This window comes from Clostridium fessum (genome assembly GCF_003024715.1).
GTDB lineage: Bacteria > Bacillota > Clostridia > Lachnospirales > Lachnospiraceae > Otoolea > Otoolea fessa.
In genome coordinates this window covers 148,328-164,889 of the sequence record NZ_PYLO01000004.1, presented here as the reverse complement: position 1 = coordinate 164,889, position 16,562 = coordinate 148,328, and the positions used below count along the sequence as shown (strand labels likewise).

General features: G+C 47.5%; 15 protein-coding genes and 2 pseudogenes. 4 read left to right on the top strand and 13 right to left on the bottom strand.

The window, feature by feature from the left end; all coding sequences use genetic code 11:
* Window positions 1-24 precede the first annotated feature (24 nt).
* The 9 genes and pseudogenes from C7U56_RS12095 to C7U56_RS12050 form a co-directional block, all read right to left on the bottom strand.
* A complete protein-coding gene (locus C7U56_RS12095) occupies window positions 25-1,101 on the bottom strand; it encodes a FecCD family ABC transporter permease (protein WP_181357239.1) in 1,077 nt (358 codons plus the stop codon).
* 36 nt (window positions 1,102-1,137) lie between these two features.
* On the bottom strand, window positions 1,138-2,442 hold the full coding sequence (locus C7U56_RS12090; RefSeq protein WP_233430266.1) for an ABC transporter substrate-binding protein: 1,305 nt from the start codon (window positions 2,440-2,442) through the stop codon (window positions 1,138-1,140).
* A 41-nt stretch (window positions 2,443-2,483) separates the two neighbouring features.
* Window positions 2,484-3,278, bottom strand: a complete 795-nt coding sequence (locus tag C7U56_RS12085) for a sirohydrochlorin cobaltochelatase (RefSeq protein WP_107001422.1) — start codon at window positions 3,276-3,278, stop codon at window positions 2,484-2,486.
* Window positions 3,279-3,496: 218 nt separating this feature from the next.
* Window positions 3,497-3,676, bottom strand: a pseudogene (locus C7U56_RS12080) (sporulation transcriptional regulator SpoIIID); the annotation flags it as partial.
* A complete protein-coding gene (locus C7U56_RS12075) occupies window positions 3,663-5,198 on the bottom strand; it encodes a recombinase family protein (RefSeq protein ID WP_107001420.1) in 1,536 nt (511 codons plus the stop codon). The gene C7U56_RS12075 and the pseudogene C7U56_RS12080, both read right to left, overlap by 14 nt.
* Window positions 5,199-5,294: 96 nt before the next feature.
* On the bottom strand, window positions 5,295-5,474 hold the full coding sequence (locus C7U56_RS12070) for a hypothetical protein (protein WP_107001419.1): 180 nt from the start codon (window positions 5,472-5,474) through the stop codon (window positions 5,295-5,297).
* 84 nt (window positions 5,475-5,558) lie between these two features.
* Entirely contained in the window at window positions 5,559-6,503 is a 945-nt protein-coding gene (gene mobV, locus C7U56_RS12065; protein ID WP_107001418.1) for a MobV family relaxase, read from the bottom strand.
* Window positions 6,504-6,688: 185 nt separating this feature from the next.
* Window positions 6,689-7,084 carry a replication initiator protein A gene (locus C7U56_RS12055; protein WP_007889413.1) on the bottom strand — a complete coding sequence of 132 codons (396 nt, stop codon included), beginning with the start codon at window positions 7,082-7,084 and terminating at the stop codon, window positions 6,689-6,691.
* A 111-nt stretch (window positions 7,085-7,195) separates the two neighbouring features.
* On the bottom strand, window positions 7,196-7,609 hold the full coding sequence (locus C7U56_RS12050) for a cysteine-rich VLP domain-containing protein (protein WP_107001416.1): 414 nt from the start codon (window positions 7,607-7,609) through the stop codon (window positions 7,196-7,198).
* A gap of 353 nt (window positions 7,610-7,962) precedes the next feature.
* On the opposite strand from C7U56_RS12050, the gene C7U56_RS12045 reads away from it, so the two are divergent.
* The 3 genes from C7U56_RS12045 to C7U56_RS12035 are packed head-to-tail and all read left to right on the top strand — an operon-like array spanning window position 7,963 to window position 10,399.
* Complete coding sequence (locus tag C7U56_RS12045; RefSeq protein WP_107001415.1) at window positions 7,963-8,466, top strand: glutathione reductase; 504 nt, start codon at window positions 7,963-7,965, stop codon at window positions 8,464-8,466.
* Between the two features lie 33 nt (window positions 8,467-8,499).
* Complete coding sequence (locus tag C7U56_RS12040) at window positions 8,500-9,336, top strand: helix-turn-helix domain-containing protein (protein WP_107001414.1); 837 nt, start codon at window positions 8,500-8,502, stop codon at window positions 9,334-9,336.
* Window positions 9,326-10,399 (top strand): DUF3592 domain-containing protein, encoded by a 1,074-nt coding sequence (locus C7U56_RS12035; protein WP_107001413.1) that lies wholly within the window; start codon window positions 9,326-9,328, stop codon window positions 10,397-10,399. The genes C7U56_RS12040 and C7U56_RS12035 overlap by 11 nt, the downstream gene beginning before the upstream one ends.
* A gap of 529 nt (window positions 10,400-10,928) precedes the next feature.
* On the opposite strand, the pseudogene C7U56_RS12030 reads toward C7U56_RS12035, so the two are convergent.
* The 4 genes and pseudogenes from C7U56_RS12030 to C7U56_RS12015 form a co-directional block, all read right to left on the bottom strand.
* Window positions 10,929-11,051 (bottom strand): annotated as a pseudogene (locus tag C7U56_RS12030) (sporulation transcriptional regulator SpoIIID); the annotation flags it as partial.
* Between the two features lie 88 nt (window positions 11,052-11,139).
* A complete protein-coding gene (locus C7U56_RS12025) occupies window positions 11,140-11,619 on the bottom strand; it encodes an acyl-CoA thioesterase (protein WP_107001412.1) in 480 nt (159 codons plus the stop codon).
* A 244-nt stretch (window positions 11,620-11,863) separates the two neighbouring features.
* Entirely contained in the window at window positions 11,864-13,078 is a 1,215-nt protein-coding gene (locus tag C7U56_RS12020; RefSeq protein ID WP_227589680.1) for a cytidylate kinase-like family protein, read from the bottom strand.
* A gap of 13 nt (window positions 13,079-13,091) precedes the next feature.
* Complete coding sequence (locus C7U56_RS12015) at window positions 13,092-14,537, bottom strand: sodium:proton antiporter (protein WP_227589679.1); 1,446 nt, start codon at window positions 14,535-14,537, stop codon at window positions 13,092-13,094.
* A 799-nt stretch (window positions 14,538-15,336) separates the two neighbouring features.
* Between C7U56_RS12015 and C7U56_RS12005 the strand changes: the two genes are divergently transcribed.
* Entirely contained in the window at window positions 15,337-16,230 is an 894-nt protein-coding gene (locus C7U56_RS12005) for a glycyl-radical enzyme activating protein (protein ID WP_107001410.1), read from the top strand.
* Window positions 16,231-16,562 lie beyond the last annotated feature (332 nt).

Below are 16,562 nucleotides of genomic sequence, written 5' to 3'. Positions count from 1 at the left end.
TTTTCTCCTCCGCTGCTCTATGCTTCAGGTGCTCTTTCGATGTTTCCGCATCATCACAAAAATCACGACCGGCGCACCGAAGACAGCTGTTACCGTGCTGATGCTCAATTCCGTCGGGGCAAAGACCGTCCGCGCCAGCCAGTCGCTGAACAGGCAGAACACGCTTCCGCCCAGGAAACAGCCCGGAATCAGCACCAGCGGTCTTGTATCGGCAAACAGCCAGCGGATCAGATGCGGAACCGCGATTCCAACAAAGGAAACCGGACCGGCAAATGCCGCTACGCAGCCAGATAAGATGCTGGACAAAATCACCATAAAGAAACGCAGATGTGCGACATTGACTCCCATGCTTTTCGCATACGTCTCCCCCATCTGGTATGCGCCGATCGGTTTGGATAACAGAAACACCGCTGCCGCTGAGACAAAGGTCACGCCCGCCATGACTGCCACATTTTCCCAGGTCATACCAGAAAAACTTCCGCGCGACCAGTTATGCAGGTTGACAATATCCGCATCGCTGGCGAAGGTCACAACAAAATCCGTGATTGCCGAGCAAATATAGCCGATCATCACGCCCCCGACGATCAGCATTGCCATCTGTTCCATTTTCCGCGCGACCAGGAGCACAAACAGCATAGAGAGAAGCGCTCCGGCAAATGCCGCTGCCACCAGCATCCCCGAATTGATCGTAATATTCCATTCCAGAAATCCGACCATCACAAGTGCTACCAAAAGCTTTGAACCAGAAGAAATTCCCAGCACAAAGGGACCCGCGATTGGATTGTGGAAAAAGGTCTGTAACAGATACCCTGACAGTGCCAGCGCCCCGCCAAGGATCAGCGCCGCCAGCGCGCGCGGCAGACGGATCTCCCAGATGATCGTCCACGCCATTCCACGCAGCTTAGGCTCCCGCAGTTCCTGTAAAAATTCCATGATCGGAACCGATACACTGCCTGAACAGACACTCCAGATAAGCGACAGGAGCAGCAGCATAATCAGAAGCAGAAATGCGCCTGCGATCCGCACCTGTCTGCCTGCCTGCGCCAGGTTTCTTTGTTTTTTTTCCTGTTTTTGTCTGTTTGCTTCTGATACTGAACGCATCGTTTCTCCTATCTATCTTTATTACACTTTCCATCCTCACGACTGCAATTTATACAGATATGTCCCATCTTCCTGGCTTCCGCTGAAAATCGCATGGATATCTTCCAGCATTGCTCCAACCGACATGGATTCCTGATAGAGATTCTTCGTCGTGCACCAGACATTTCCCGCCTGTACCGCCTTGAAATCCTTGAGAACCGGCGCTTTTGCCAAAAGCTCCGAAATTGAGTGAATCTCCCCGTCGATTGTACTGTTATAAATCAGATAATCGGATTCTTTCGCGGCTGCATAAAATTCTTCCATCTGCATATTGACGGTCGAAGACCTCTTTCCGTCATCCCCCAGATGCCCGAATATGTATCTGCCGCCCGCTAATTCTATCATTTTCGGTATATAATCAGAGGAACGGCGCACGTTCACGCTGCCCTGGTTCGTAATATAGAAAAATGCCGCCGACGGCTTTTCCGCCTGTGCCGTCTGTTCTGTTTTTACGCTCCCGCCTGCGTTCTCCGCATCCGAACCTTCTTCTGTAACACGCTGCAAAGCCGCTTCCTGCTTTGCAAATGCCGCTTCCGCCTCTTTTTCTTTTCCGGTCAGCACTCCATACAGGCGGATCCATTCCGTCCGCCCCAGCGGATGTGCTTCGTAGCTGGAATGATCCACAATCACCGGGATTCCGAAACTTTCCAGCTTTTCTTTTACCTCCGGCGAATGGAGAATCATCGTATTTTCTATTGCCAGACCGCAGCCCTCCGAGACGATCCGCTCATAATCCGGTTCGCTGTACTTGCCTGCGTAGAGAATTGACCCATTCTCCATCGCCTCCTTTGCCTCCGGGATGTACCAGCCCGACGCATCGGTTCCCGAAAACCGGATATCCGGGAGCGCTCCCAGCATCCGGAACATATCCATGGTCGCGGTCGCTACCAGATAAATCTGTTTGACCGGGCGCTTAAGCACCTGGATCGAATCCGGAAGATCTTCCGGCACCTTTCCGCCCTCTGGAATCAGAAGAAAACGGCTTCCATCCGCAACCGAAACTGCTTCGTACTGCATCCCGTCCGCATCCTCATAGATATCGACCGCAAACTGGGTCGCATAGGCAAGCTCCATCCGCGATTTCCAGGTCAGGGACGCACTGATCGCCTCACCCGGCTGTGGAAGTGATGCCTCCGCCACCTGTGCATCCACGTTTTCTGCCGGCTGGGACACTTTCGAACCTTTACCCGCCTCATTGGATGTCTCACTGGCAGATGTAGACGACGCTGCCGCCACCGCACTCTTTCCCGTATTTCCACAGCCGCTCAAGAGCAGCACCCCCATAAGCGACAGTCCTGCCATCCTAAGTAACCTTTTCTTTCCCGTTATCCATCCTATTTTCTTCATTTTTCCCACTCTGCCTCTCTCACGTGCGCCACATACAGCTTCCGGATCGCCTCAACCTCTCCCAGTCCCCGGATGCGGCATTCCACCTGGTATCCGGCGCGTTCCAGGCGGCTCTTCCAGGAATCCTCCTCTTCACCTGCCATATCCTGATTCGCATGGTCGCCTGCAACCACCATGAGCGGCTGCAGCACTGCCCTCTGATAGTGTTTCTGCGCGCCCAATTTCTCGATCACCGCCTGTAAATCCGGCTGCGCCTCCACGGTTCCGATGTAATAATTTGCATAGCCGCCCGCGATCATCCTATCCTGCATCTTCTGATACACCTGATTGGAAGCCGCGTCCGTCCCATGCCCCATCAGGCAGAGTGCCGTTTTTCCATCGTCATATCCGCCCAGTTCTCCTGCCATCGCCCGGATCACCGCATCCAGATCCGCTTCACTGGCAAGAAGCGGTGCTCCCAGCGCCAACCGTTCAAAACGCCCCTGATTCACTTCCACTTCCGCTTTTACATCCATGTATTCAAATCCATCCATCAGATGGGTCGGCTGCACAATCAGACTTTTAATCCCATCGGCTGCTGCCCGGTCAAGCGCCTCCTTCAAATTGTCGATCGACCGTTGATCCCGCTTTTTCAATTTATCAATGATCCTCTGGCTGGTAAATGCCCGGCGCACCTCATATGCCGGAAATGCCTCCGCCACTGCACGCTCAACCGCTCCGATCGTCTTTTCCCGGCTATCATTGTAGCTTGTCCCGAAGCTGACTACCAGGATTGCCTGTCTTGGTTCCATCTATCATTCTTCCTCTTTGTTTTTTATCTTTCGATTCAGAATTTTCCCGTTCCTCCTACGCTGCCATATGCCTGAATCTGGCTGACATATAGCTTTATGAATCGAAGCTACTATAGCATATTTTGAAATAGTTTGCAATGAAGCAGAAAAAATGGCACTCCGCCCGTTCAGGCGGAATGCCCCTTTTTCTGCTTTCAGCTCCAATTTTACCAGCTTTTCTATTTCTCGTCCCGGCTGCACGCGCGCAGCTGGTGCTCATGCTCATATTTTTCTTTCGTCGCCATCCCGCCCCGGATATGGCGTTCCGCTTTGTTGATGTCCAGTACTACACGCGCCCGGGATGCAAGCGGCGGATTGATATGGGAAAGGCGCTCGGCCACATCTTTATGTTTCGTCGTGACGAATTAGAACGGTTTCGTCCAAGCCCAAATCCCCAAGCAAACGCAGGTAAATATCCACATTCCCATCCTTGTCCACTTCGATTTTCTGGATAATGCGCTTTAGCTGGGCATTGGTCATCTGGTGTACATCTGTTATATCCTCAATCTCTTTGAATGTCCGTCCGAGGACGCTTTCCAACTGTTCCCCCTTGGTAAGATGATACGCTACCATCTTCAGTTCGTTTTCCAGCCGTTCAATTTCTTTTCTCATGCCGCCGATTTTATCATTCAGTTCCTCTCTGGAAATCAAATCGTCTGCGTACATATCCATATATTTTTGCCGGGTTTTTTGCAGCTTTGCAAGCTGGGCATTTAGCTCTTTTTCATAATTCAGGTTTTCGTCCTTTGCCTTATAAACCCGCTGAAATTCTCCGACCACATAACGGATCACATTCTTCTTTGCTTTCAGAAGTTCAGCAAAATATTCCTGCAAAACTTCAATCAATTCTTCTTCATCTACCGTCACAGCATTGGGGCAGTTGTCTGCACCACGCCCGTTATGCCCGGAACACACCCAGCGGACATAAGTGTTTTTATATGTGCGGACTGTGCGCCGGAAGGACCAGCCGCATTCCTTGCATTTGATAAGAGTAGAGAACAGATATTTATTGCTTTGGCGTTCCTTATCCACCTTAAATGCTTTGCCTCTGGACTGCATAATCTGCTGTGCCTGTTCAAAAACCTCCGGCTCAATAATACGCAAATCTGGACGCTCCACAACCATCCACTCGGTTTCATCTTTGTTCGCCCTCTGCCCGGTCAGAAAGTCGGTTACTTCCTGTTTGCCGTTAATAATTTTACCCGTATAAAGTTCATTCGTAAGAATACGGCAAACCCCATTCTGGCTCCACTGGCAATTCCGTTTTGTCCGCAATCCTCGTTCATTTAAGAAAATAGAAATTTTCGCAGCACCATACCCGTCTTTGATATACCACTCATAAATCTGGCGGACAACCGCAGCTTCTTCTTCATTGATTGCAAGGTTAAAATAATCTCCAATCGTCTTATCATATCCATAAACGATATTCGGGACACGACCTTTTTCAGCATTCATCTTTTTTCCAAATTTCACACGCTTTGAGGTATTCGCACTTTCCTCCTGTGCCAATGCCCCAAAAATCGTCAGCACAAATTCACTGTTCCCCATGCTGGTCATGTTAGCGGTCAAAAACTGCGTTTCAATTCCCAAAGATTTCAGCTTGCGGACATTCTGCAAAAGGTCAACGGTATTTCTGGCAAAGCGGGAAATATCCTTGACTACGACCATATCAAACAACCCATGCTCGGCATCTGCCATCATGCGTAGAAATTCTTTTCGATTTTTTATTTTGGTTCCAGAAATACCCTCGTCTGCATACAATCTTACTAAGGTGTCCCCTGTGCGTTTTGTGTATTCAGAAAAAAACTCTTTCTGTGCTTCCAGGCTGTTGAGCTGGTCAGCCTTATCGGTGGAAACACGGCAGTAAGCAGCTATATTCATGGCAAAACCTCTCTGTTAAAATTAAATCGTTCTGTTACATCTTAATATTATCACATGAAGTCAGCGTTTTCAACCATGAAAAAAGGGACACTCCGCTCACGCAGAGTGTCCCTCGTCTAATTTTTCTTCGGTATCATCTGATGCGGCTGCGGCTTCTTGAATAGCCGACTGTACTTTTTCCGTATTGGCTTCAATTAGGATTTTCAGTAAGTAGTCGGCGGTCTCTGCCGCTGGATTAGGGTTATGAAACCGATAATTTAGTTTTCGCTTTTTCACAGCAGAGTTCCACCTCCTCCTTGTGTGCTACTCTTTGTCCATGTCTATGAAAACAAGGCGGAAAATAGTACCATATAACTTTTGTCAAAGTTCACGCCCACGCTTGTTGGGCTGTCGTTTCAATTCTGCCAGCACCTCCGGCGGGATACGGTCTACCAGCCGCTGAATGTCTTTCAGCTCGCTTTCCAGCTTTGCCCGTTCCATCGTATCTTTCATCTTGCCTTTTTCACTGGCTTTGGCTCTGGCTTCCAACTGTTCATTTTCTGCCAAAAGGTCGTTTATCGTAACCTTGTATTTTTTGAGCTGACCGGAGAAGTTCTCCATCTGCGGAAACCACTTTTTCAGCAGGGAGAGGGCTTCCTCTTTCTTCTTTCCGGCATTGAACGGGGTAATATCGCCCAGCGTGGCTTCAATGGCTCTTGCCTGTTTGGAGAGATTGACTGCCTGCTTGAACAGGCGGATGGGGATATGCTTCCTGCCTGTCTTGCTAGCACTTTCCCCACGCTCCAAGTCGGGATATTTCTCCACCATATAGGCGTGAAAATCGTCCTGCCATTTTGTGAGGTTGGCTCTGTTCCCGATAATCTCCTTTGCACACAGGCGGTTGTCCTCTGTCAGCGGGACAAAGACCAAATGCAGGTGGGGCGTTTTCTCGTCCATGTGTACCACCGCCGACACGATATTTTCTTTCCCTACCCGCCCGATTAAGAAATCAGCCGCCCTCTGGAAAAATTCCTGTATCTCCTTTGGGGACTTCTTCTTAAAAAATTCCGGGCTGGCGGTAATCAGCGTATCCACAAAACGGGTGCTGTCCCTGCGGGTGCGGCAGCCAGCTTGTTCAATGCGGCTTTGAATGAAGTGGTAGTACCTGCCCTCTGGCTTAACGATATGGAAGTTGTACTTGCTCCGGCTGGTGTCAATGTCGGGATTGCTGGCGTACTGTTCCTTTTGCCGTTCGTGATGGGCTTCCAGCGGTCTTGCCGGATTGCCCTTGTGTTTTTCAAATCGCAAAATTGCGTGTTGTGCCATGAAACTCCTTTCCCCATTCCGTTCCTTTCCGGGACTTTTCCACAGGAAAATCCCGCAGAAAATATCTCGGATCGGATAGGAATGGATAAGATATAAATAAAATCGTTTTAATCTCTGTATTTCTATATACCGTCCGGTTTTCGCACTTCAAGAGGATTGATTATCGTACTTGTGGAGTGCGGTTTTCAGTCCTCCGGCGTTCCATAACCGGATTTCTTGAAGTCGGTGTTTGGAACCGCTTCGTAGGATTTTGGGTAAATTCGGTTGGGTTTTCCACAGCCTTGCTTCTGGATTTCCACCAGTCCGGCATATTGCAGTTCCCGCAGGGTGTTGACCGCCTTCTGCCGCCCGCAGTGGAGCAGCTCCACCACCTCGTTGATGGGATAGTAGAGGTAAATCCGCCCGTATTCATCTGCCCAGCCGTTTTTCCGGGACAGGTCTGTCCGGCGCAGGATAAAGGCATACAGTACCTTTGCTTCGTTGGACAGGGGTGTGAATGTGGGGGCTTCAAAAAGGAAATTTGGAAGCCGGGTAAAGCTGACCGCCTTTTCCGGCTGATGGATATAAATGGTGTTTGTCATATCGTGTTTTGTGGACGGTTAGAAGCCCGTTTTCTGGGGCAGACGGTAGTTTCTATTGCCTGCCCCTGTTCTGTGCTTGCAAAGCCTTGTAAATCAAGGACTTTTCAGCCCCTAACTGTCCACACAAGACCTCCTTTTCCGTTCACTTTCTGTTTTCTGCCGCCTGTGAACTCTGGCGGCACAGTCGGGACAGTATTTCGCCCGGTTGGACTTTGGGACGAACACTCTGCCGCAGACCGCACAGCGTTTGAGCTCCTTATCCCGGAAAATCTCCGCTTCCAGCGTCCCGATTTGCGGCAAGACCGACCAGCGGAACCACTTACAGCAGACCGAGAAAGAAATGGTCTGGGGGCAGGTGTGGGTGTCCCCATCGTCAAGGAGCATACAGTTCCCGTCCTCATAACAGCAGCACTCCCGGCGGATCAGGGCGTTTGCCTGTTTCCTCTGTGTCGGTGTCATACGGTAAAGGGAACCGTCCAGCTTGTGCTCTATGGACGGCAGTCGTTTATATGGGTTCTCTCTCATGTATTCCCTCCATCTTGCTTTCCTTTGCCGTTCTCCCCGAAAAGGCTTCCTGCCCCATTCCTGCGGCGTGTTCCAGCGTTGGCACGCTCCCCGGACTTCGGGACATTTTGTCCCGAAGTGGCTCGTTGCGGTGCTTCCCCTGCCGGGGTATTCCTTTTCGGACGGTCATTCATTTTTCAAGGTGTAGCTCATCGATGAACTACCCTAAGTCTACACCTAAAAGACCACCCGCCCCGTATATCCATAAGGTCGGAAATCAGCTCGGAAAACTCTCTATTTCCACGCTCTCGGAATTGTGGTAAAATGAAAATAACAGAACGATAAATCACGATGGTTAGGCAGGAGGGATACAAATGGAAAAGGTAAAAAATTTTTTATCAGCACCAGCAGAAAACAAAGATGATTTTTGGGAGAGTGATGCCCTTATCTGGGTTGACTGGGGTGATTTTGACGACTCTATTATCAAATATTTCAATGATGAGCTTCCTGATGAAGATAAAATTCAGTTTGAGTGCGTGGAAATAGAGAAGGAACGTGGAGTTGATATTTTCTTGCACAAGAATGGTATTAGTACAGCAATTCCTTATGCAGACGAGTGTACTGATAGAGATACAACATTGAAAAGTATTCAAAAGTATGTATCTCCAAAGTATCAAATCCGTTGGTATATGGATTCGCTCGGCGGTGATACGCTTGCCTTTTGTATAGGATTGACTTCTCACTGGGAGCAGTTGGAGCAAGAATTTGGAGCAGAAAAGGTTGCTTACTACTTTGCTCCAATACATGAAGATAGTGTAATGTTTGAAATGGATATGGACGAAGTTTTCGATTTGTTAGAGCAAAGAGGAGAAGCATAATTTTCATTTCCCAAGCAGACAAGGAGGGAGAGCATGGAACTTTCCATACAAGAACGATTGAAAGACCTGCGTGTGGAGCGTGGGCTGACGCTGGAACAGCTTGCGGAGCAGACGCACCTCTCCAAGTCGGCGTTGGGCAGTTATGAGGGGGATAATTTCAAGGACATCAGCCATTATGCCCTTATTGAGTTGGCAAAGTTTTATGAAGTGACTGTTGATTATTTACTGGGGCGTTCTCAAACAAAAAATCACCCAAACGCCGATCTTGCAGACCTGCGTTTGAGTGATGATATGATTGAACTCTTGAAAAGTGGGCTGATAGATAATTCCCTCTTGTGTGAACTGGCAGTACACCCGGATTTTCCCCGGCTGATGGCTGACCTTGAAATCTATGTAAACGGTATCGCTGACAAACAGGTACAGAGTGCAAACGCCATAGTGGACGCTGTGAGTGCAACCATTATGAAGCAGCACAATCCCGGCTTGTCTGACCCGCAGTTAAGACAGCTTATCGCCGCCCATATTGATGATGACAGCTTTTGCCGCTATGTGATACAGCAGGACATAAACAAGATAGCTCTTGACCTACGAGAAGCACATAAGGACGATTTTTTCAGCGTCCCGGAGGATAACCCACTGGAAGATTTCTTGCAGACCGTTGACGAAGCTGCCAGCCCAGACAGCGACCCAGAGCAAGCGGCTTTGGCGTTTATCTGTAAGCGGCTCAAATTGAATTTAAAGAAGCTGTCCGAAGAAGAAAAGAAGTGGCTGAAAAAGATTGCGCAGAAGTCAGACTTGCTGAAAAATCCAAACCCACAGCGGGGAAAAAGTAAAATAAGTACGGAAAAGAGGTGCTTAGATGTATTATAGAAATACTTCAGATAAATCAGTTCAAATGCTTATGGAAGTATTGGAAATGGAAGCTGTGAAAAAACAAAATTGGACAATGAAGCATATTATTTCTATATGTGAAGAAATTGATTTTATCGTAGATGAGCCAGAACACGCAGATTATTCTGACAGTACTTATTTAGTATTGGCGGAGTTATTTTCTGATTTTAAGAAATTTGGGCATTTTATAAATGTGCCAGAAAGATTGAAAAGTGTAAAATCTTTCATGTTAGACGAAACATCAAAGCAAAAAATACTATCTGCCCTTAATGATTTAAAACGGGGGACAATAGGTAATGGAAAGACTAGGGTTTTGATAACAGCGTGGGAAAAAGATGGTACCCTTTCAACTTGGCAACAGCATATTAACAACTTGATTATTGATATTGCGAGTACTCCTATTGAAGAGGAATTGTTCAATTCCAATGAAGTTTCTCCAGTACCGAATAAAAAGCCACGAAACTTGCAGAAAAAGAGGAAGGAGTGTAAAAAAATGACAGTCCTGTTTTGGATTCTCTCACTGTTGTTTACAGGATTTTCTTTTTATATCATATTGTATGGAGCTGGTGTAACCTACAACTCGATGCATCTTCGTATTAGTGGAATAAAAACCACCGCAGAAGTTGTTGACATAGTTGGTGAAATGCGCCCACGAAAAACAGATAGCATTAAAGAAAGAACAGAGTATACTTATTTTGAAATAGTATCCTTCACAGCAGAAAATGGGGATAAAATACAGTCACAGTTATATGGTAAAGGAGAATCAGAAGAACGATATTCTATTGGCGAACAGATTGAAATATATTATAATCCTCAAAATCCGAATCAAATTGTAGACGCTGGCTCGAATTCAGAGACAGTAAAAGGAATTGTTGCTGTAATATTTGGGTTATTCATATTTTTAGTTATTACCTCATTAAGTAAAGGGCTGTTTTCCTCTTTGGGTACAATAGGTGGTGTTATTTCCATAACTACTAAACTACTTCTTTTTCTCTTTATTTTTGGACTGTTATTCAAAAAAGTACAAATGGGGAATCAATAGCAAAGCCAGCCGAGTCAGTCAACGGTCAAGATAAACAGCGCATAAATGCACCGCCGTTGACAGTCCCGCCTGTCTTTGCTAAAGGGTAATCAAGGCGGGAAAGCCCTAAAATGGCTTCCCGCCCATTTCAATTTTTGCGGGAGTGTATCCATAAGTTCGGCGTAGGACGAGGGACGGGGCTTTCATATACGCCCTGTCTGCTGATGAAACCAACCCTGTGTTTGCGGCTCCACGCCACACAATCACAGCCTTGTTTTCCTGCTGCTTCAAATGCCCTTACCCTCCCGGTTGGCAACCTCATTTTCGCAGCAACGCCGACAGAGCGTATAACACACTACACTTTGCAAGCAAAGTCGTGTGCCAAAGGGATACCCTTTGGAAACCCTCTTTTGTCGGAGTGTGTAGCCACACTTCCTCCAAAATGCAAAATAAGCGGCATAGGTCAGCCCGTTCCTGGTGCTGATCTATACCGCTTATTTGCCTACATGGGCTTCTTACTCTATCGCCCATATTAACCGTTCCATTTTATCACTTCTGTATGCACGGTAGATTTACTGATCCCAAATTTCCGCGCCGCCTGCCGCACTGTCGCATTGTAGTCTATGATGTAATTAGCGATCGCAACCGCCCGTTCCTCGATATATTCCTTCATGGGAGTTCCCCTGAGAACGTTTTTTACATCTTATTACATCTGTTTCCGGTTTATGCAAATTCCCTTTCCCAAACAAAAACACTGCCGATTAGTAGTTCTCCGCACGGCGGTGCTTCCGCAAGTCGTTTCTCTTCACGCCAGCTTCCCACTCTGCCTTCTCCTCATCGGTCTCGACAAGCAGTCCCGGAACCTCCATAGGATGCTCGTTTTCATCCAGCGCTACCATAACCACATAAGCGGTATTAACCAGTTTACGCGCACCGCTTAAAGACTCTACGAATGTATCGACACGCACTTCCATGGAGGTTCTTCCAACGTAAGTCAGCTTACCCTCGATAATCAGGGTATTGTTCAGGTGGACTGCCTCTTTGAACTGCAGGTTATCAACCGACGCAGTTGTCGGATTGCAGTGCGCGTGGCGGCGCGCTACAACGGTCGCTACAACGTCGATCCATTCCATCAGCTGACCGCCAAACAAACGACCAGCACCATTTAAGTGACTATTTAATACAAGCTGTGTCTGGATAACAGCTGAATCCGCTACGCGGCGCATAATTCTTTCTTCCATAATTTATTTCTCCTTTCGAGAAGGATGCCTCTTCCAATCTCCCGCTTTCGAAGGACTTCCCTGTGATATGGTACCTAGTATACTGGCTTTCCCTCAAATTTGCAAGTATTCCGCCGCAAAAATTCTGAATCTTTTTAGTTATACATTCTATTGGCAGTAAACTATAAATGTAAAAAAACGACCGAAGAATCTGGGAGCAGCGTCTGTTGTCTTTCGCTGACTCCCATCATCTTCAGCCGTTCTCTTATTTATCCTCTTCCCGCGCCATGATCATCCGATAGATGAAATCCACGGTTCCATCGATACCGTAGCTGGCACTGTTGATACAGAGATCATAGTTGTTGGAATGTCCCCAGTTTCGGTTTGTATAATAATGATAGTACTGGCTGTGGACATGATCCAGATGCTTTAACATATGGCGTGCCTGCTTGACCGTCAGGGAACTGTCAATCTCCATCGCACGTTTGATACGCTGCTCAAACGGCGCCGTGATGTAGATACTGATATGCGGGATGTTGTTGTTTGCCATGATGGCATCTCCGCATCGTCCCAGAATAACAAAATCTTCCTTCTTCGCCATGTCAACCAGAAGGTCGCTCTCGTTGAAGAAGACCGCATCACGCTTCGGCAGTCCGTGGAAACGGCTGAACTCGCGCATGCGCTGGCGCAGGGTCAGATGGCGCTCCGGGATGAATGCCTCACTCGGGTTTACATTGGCATCCTGATCGTGCGCCGGCTCTTTCTTGATTCCCGGCTTGATTCCGTAGCTGACAGAATCCTGTATAGAATCCTTCTGAGCCTCGAGACGTTTCAGAACCGCTTCAAAGATCTCCGCGTCGTAGAAATTGATTTTCAGCTTATCTGCCAGCTTAAATCCGATATTTACACCGCCGCTTCCGTAGGTCCAGCTGATACATACGATCAGGTGGTCATTTTCGGAGAAACGGTTTTTCAGGTTAAATGTATTCAGCTTCGCCAGCTCTGCGTTGATAACGTCGCCGCTCGCGAAACTGGTCGGCAGACTCATGACTTCGGTCAGAATCCGGTTGTACTCGGTCATGACGAGCTTCCGCTCTTCCTTATTCTCGATGGTACGCGCCATGTTTCCGATCAGGGCAATCTCACTTCGAACCAAGTTACCCTGCGGGCGTGTCAGCATCAGATGAGTCAGCTCATCCACGCAGCGCTTCCGGTCACGATTGAAAACACGTCCCAGAGAAGAACCTAACTGTGCATAAACCTCCGCATCCAGATCGTAAATACTCTCCGCCAGTTCACGGATTCGTTTTTCATCTCTTCCAGGCACCGTGCTGCCCGGCTTCTTCCCTGCTGAATCCTTTTCGGCTGCATTTTCCGCACCCGTTACTTCATTCGCATACTGGGCGCTGTCCTTTTCAAGCGCCTGCTGCGTCTGATTTTCCATATTATCTGTATTGGTATGTTCCTGATTGTTGCTCATCGTCACTCACCCCCTATAAAAAGAATAACAGCATATCAAGTGCAAAGACCGGAACCAGAATACCGAACGACCAGAGCAGATATCCGAAGAAGGACGGCATACGCACACCGTTTTCATCCGCAATCGACTTAACCATGAAGTTCGGTGCATTTCCGATGTAGGTGTTCGCACCCATAAATACCGCACCACAGGAGATCGCCATCAGCATCTTGATCGGAACCGTTCCTAACGTCGTCACCATGCCCTCCGTAAATCCAAGCGCACCTGCCGTTGTTAAAAATACCAGATAGGTCGGCGTGTTATCCAGGAAGCTGGACAGCAGACCGGTCGCCCAGAACATTTCAAACGGCTCGGAGATGCCCAGGTTCGCGCCATTTGCTTTCAGAATCATCAGGGCTGGCTGCATCGTGATGAAAATACCGATAAACAGAACCGCAACCTCCTGAATCGCGCCCCAGGTAAAGTGGTTCTCACGGCGGATCTCAACCTTCGTGGTCTTGAAGGACAGGAAGGCCGCCACCAGAATGATCACAATCTCAATGATGGCCGGATAGCTTAATTCTACCTCTCCAAACAGATGGATGCCAAGCACCTTTCCGGCTGCATCCTGGAACTGCGGCATGGACGGTAAGGTACCGCTTAAAATAACGGCTGCCACGATCATAACCAGGAAAATCAGGTTGTGCGCGCCGCGCAGCTTTACTTCGGTACCCGGTTTGCTGATATCCGGTTTCAGACCGCTCGCGATATCCTGACGATATGCCCTCTTATCAATAAAATAGAAGATTGTCAGCAGCACCAGCATATTGAAGAATAAGATCGGCGCCAGATGTAAGCTCCAGAAAAACGGTACGCCGCGCATGAAGCCCATCAGCAGAGGCGGGTCACCGATCGGGGTCAGACATCCGCCGATGTTGGATACAAGGAAAATAAAGAAGATAATGATATGACGTTTCTTCTTTCTCCATGCATTCATCTTGACAACCGGACGAATCATCAGCATACTGGCACCGGTCGTACCGATCCAGCTTGAAAGCAGGGTTCCCAGTGCCAGTAGTCCTACATTGACACGCGGAGAACCTGCCAGGTCACCGGACATCGTGATATTACCGGCAACGCAGAAAAGTCCAAATAACAAAATAATAAAGGTCAAATAGTCATTGACCAGACATTCCAGAACCGTTTCCAGTGCTGTCCCCGCACTGTAACGCATCGCAAACGGAATGATAAAAAGAATTGACCAAAGAGCAACCGCATGAGGCTGGTGCTCTTCCCACCATTCTGCCTTCACAAGCGGCAGAATCGCAATACAGAGAAGCAGTCCCGCAAATGGAATACACATCCAGAGCGGCACAGAGGATGCCGATGCACCGCCTTCCTGTTCTGCTGCCAGAGCCGTCATCGGATTTGCCATCAAAAATAATCCCAGGCTCGCGCAAAACGCACTCAATCTTTTCACCTTCGTAACCTCCCAACTTTTTTCTTTTTTGTTTTACATTTTCCATTTCAGCCACTCATTATAACAAGTTTATTTCCTAAATACAACCGTGTTTTTCACGTTGTAAGCGTGATTTTCCGCAAATTTTTCGTTAAAAGTACCTTATATTAATTCTTATTAATAAGTGTTGTAAGCCTGTGCTCATAACATAAACAAATACCTCTTTTGTATATAGAAATTATGTATAATACTGTAATTTCACAAATGATATATTTAATTCTACTATGAAACAAAAAACCGCCCGCCGATATCCCGACAGACGCTTCCTACATTCACATATAACTTTTTCTTGAACTATACTCTCTTTCCAGAGTTCATATTTCAATTCCATATCTTCCCCGCCATCTTCCATCTTTTTCCTGCAGCTGTTTTCGCGCTTCATTTTAAGCCAGCCGCCCGATCTCTCGCGGTATTCCTTCGTGGTTTCTTTTTCGATATGTGCCAGTTGGCAAATCTGCCGCTGTATAACCTGCTCTTTCGCAGCGTTCACACATATTCTCTCTTGAACCTGTTTTATTATAGCGCTTTTTTGTAAAATTTATTTCCGCTTTTTTGTCAAATCTTTGTAAAAAAATCAAGCAGCAAATTGGAGAAACTGTCTCATTTACTTTTTATCTTCTTTATGCTATAGTTAGCCTGTATTTTGCATTCAGATGTATTACGAATCCATTCGGAAATTCCGGTGCCATCCCGTGCCGGAATACTCAATGTCTTATCGTGTTTTATAAATATCAGAAGGATTTTCAGGAGTATTGTATTCATGCAGGCGAATATATTTAAGATCAAACGAAATGAATTGGCTGACGGTTCCGGGCTGCGAACTACGATTTATTTTAAAGGATGCCCCCTGCGCTGTGTCTGGTGTTCAACACCGCAGGCGCATGAGCGCCCGACCCGGATTCTCTGGGACAGCAAGCACTGTCTCTACTGCAATCTCTGTGTCAGCGAATGTCCCACCGGAAGTCTGGCATTTTCAGACAACCGTCTCACCTTTACCCCGGACACCTGTACATTCTGCCGTGCCTGTACGGATCACTGTCCGTCCCGAATGCTTCATTTCGTCGGTCAGATGATGGATATGGATGAAATCATGGAAAAAATTCTTGCCGACCGGGAGCTCTATGGAAATGGCGGCGTCATTCTCTCCGGCGGCGATCCGCTGATGCAGCCGGAAGCAGCCACCGCTGTCCTGAAAAAATGTAAAGAACACGGCATCCGCACCGCGATTGAGACGACCGCTTTCGCCAAACCGCTGGCTTTCTCCCGCTTCATCGCCAACGCGGACATGATTATCATCGATTTAAAACATTATTCTGAAAAGAAATATGTCCAGTTCACCGGTGTCTCAAATCATTCGATTCTGGAAAATCTGGACTTTGCCATCTCTATCGGAAAAAAAGTGGCGGTCCGCATTACCATTACCCCCGGCATCAACGACACGCTCATCGATGCCCGCAGGTATGCCCACCTTTTGTCTGAGCACCACATCAGACATGTAATTCTGCTCTCCTATTCAAATCTGGGGATCATTAAATATGAAAAATACACGCAATCTCCGACGCTTGCCCGCGAGCAGACCTTCTCCGGCCAGGATATGGAGAATTATGCGAATATGCTGCGCGGACTGGGATTTGATGTGCAGATTGAGCAGTAGGGAGGCGGCAGGTTTTTTCCATTGCCGCCTCCCATACATTTTTCTATCGATTCGTTACTGTTCACGCATACGTGCCCAGTAACGGAATTTGCCGTGGCTTCGCATTTAAATACGGCAAATTCCTGCTGCCACCACGTTTTCTTACGGCACTTTCGGTTCCAAAAGTGCCTACCCGTGAACCGGTAACATCTATTTCCTTGTTTCTCTATTTTTTCCCAAATTTTTCATTGATTTTTTTTCCACCCAATGCTATAATGTGTTCAATATTTAATTTATTTATCAAAAAATGAACATGAACCATTTGCAAAAATCCTCATTTTTACAAATGATTT

Excerpts from the sequence above, each read along its gene's own strand:
- C7U56_RS12085 (WP_107001422.1), bottom strand. The coding sequence starts at position 3,278 with ATGGAACCAAGACAGGCAATCCTGGTAGTCAGCTTCGGGACAAGCTAC.
- C7U56_RS12050 (WP_107001416.1), bottom strand. The coding sequence starts at position 7,609 with ATGAGAGAGAACCCATATAAACGACTGCCGTCCATAGAGCACAAGCTG.
- mobV (WP_107001418.1), bottom strand. The coding sequence starts at position 6,503 with ATGGCACAACACGCAATTTTGCGATTTGAAAAACACAAGGGCAATCCG.
- C7U56_RS12055 (WP_007889413.1), bottom strand. The coding sequence starts at position 7,084 with ATGACAAACACCATTTATATCCATCAGCCGGAAAAGGCGGTCAGCTTT.
- C7U56_RS12090 (WP_233430266.1), bottom strand. The coding sequence starts at position 2,442 with ATGGCAGGACTGTCGCTTATGGGGGTGCTGCTCTTGAGCGGCTGTGGA.
- C7U56_RS12045 (WP_107001415.1), top strand. The coding sequence starts at position 7,963 with ATGGAAAAGGTAAAAAATTTTTTATCAGCACCAGCAGAAAACAAAGAT.
- C7U56_RS12040 (WP_107001414.1), top strand. The coding sequence starts at position 8,500 with ATGGAACTTTCCATACAAGAACGATTGAAAGACCTGCGTGTGGAGCGT.
- C7U56_RS12020 (WP_227589680.1), bottom strand. The coding sequence starts at position 13,078 with ATGAGCAACAATCAGGAACATACCAATACAGATAATATGGAAAATCAG.
- C7U56_RS12035 (WP_107001413.1), top strand. The coding sequence starts at position 9,326 with ATGTATTATAGAAATACTTCAGATAAATCAGTTCAAATGCTTATGGAA.
- C7U56_RS12005 (WP_107001410.1), top strand. The coding sequence starts at position 15,337 with ATGCAGGCGAATATATTTAAGATCAAACGAAATGAATTGGCTGACGGT.
- C7U56_RS12075 (WP_107001420.1), bottom strand. The coding sequence starts at position 5,198 with ATGAATATAGCTGCTTACTGCCGTGTTTCCACCGATAAGGCTGACCAG.
- C7U56_RS12025 (WP_107001412.1), bottom strand. The coding sequence starts at position 11,619 with ATGGAAGAAAGAATTATGCGCCGCGTAGCGGATTCAGCTGTTATCCAG.
- C7U56_RS12095 (WP_181357239.1), bottom strand. The coding sequence starts at position 1,101 with ATGCGTTCAGTATCAGAAGCAAACAGACAAAAACAGGAAAAAAAACAA.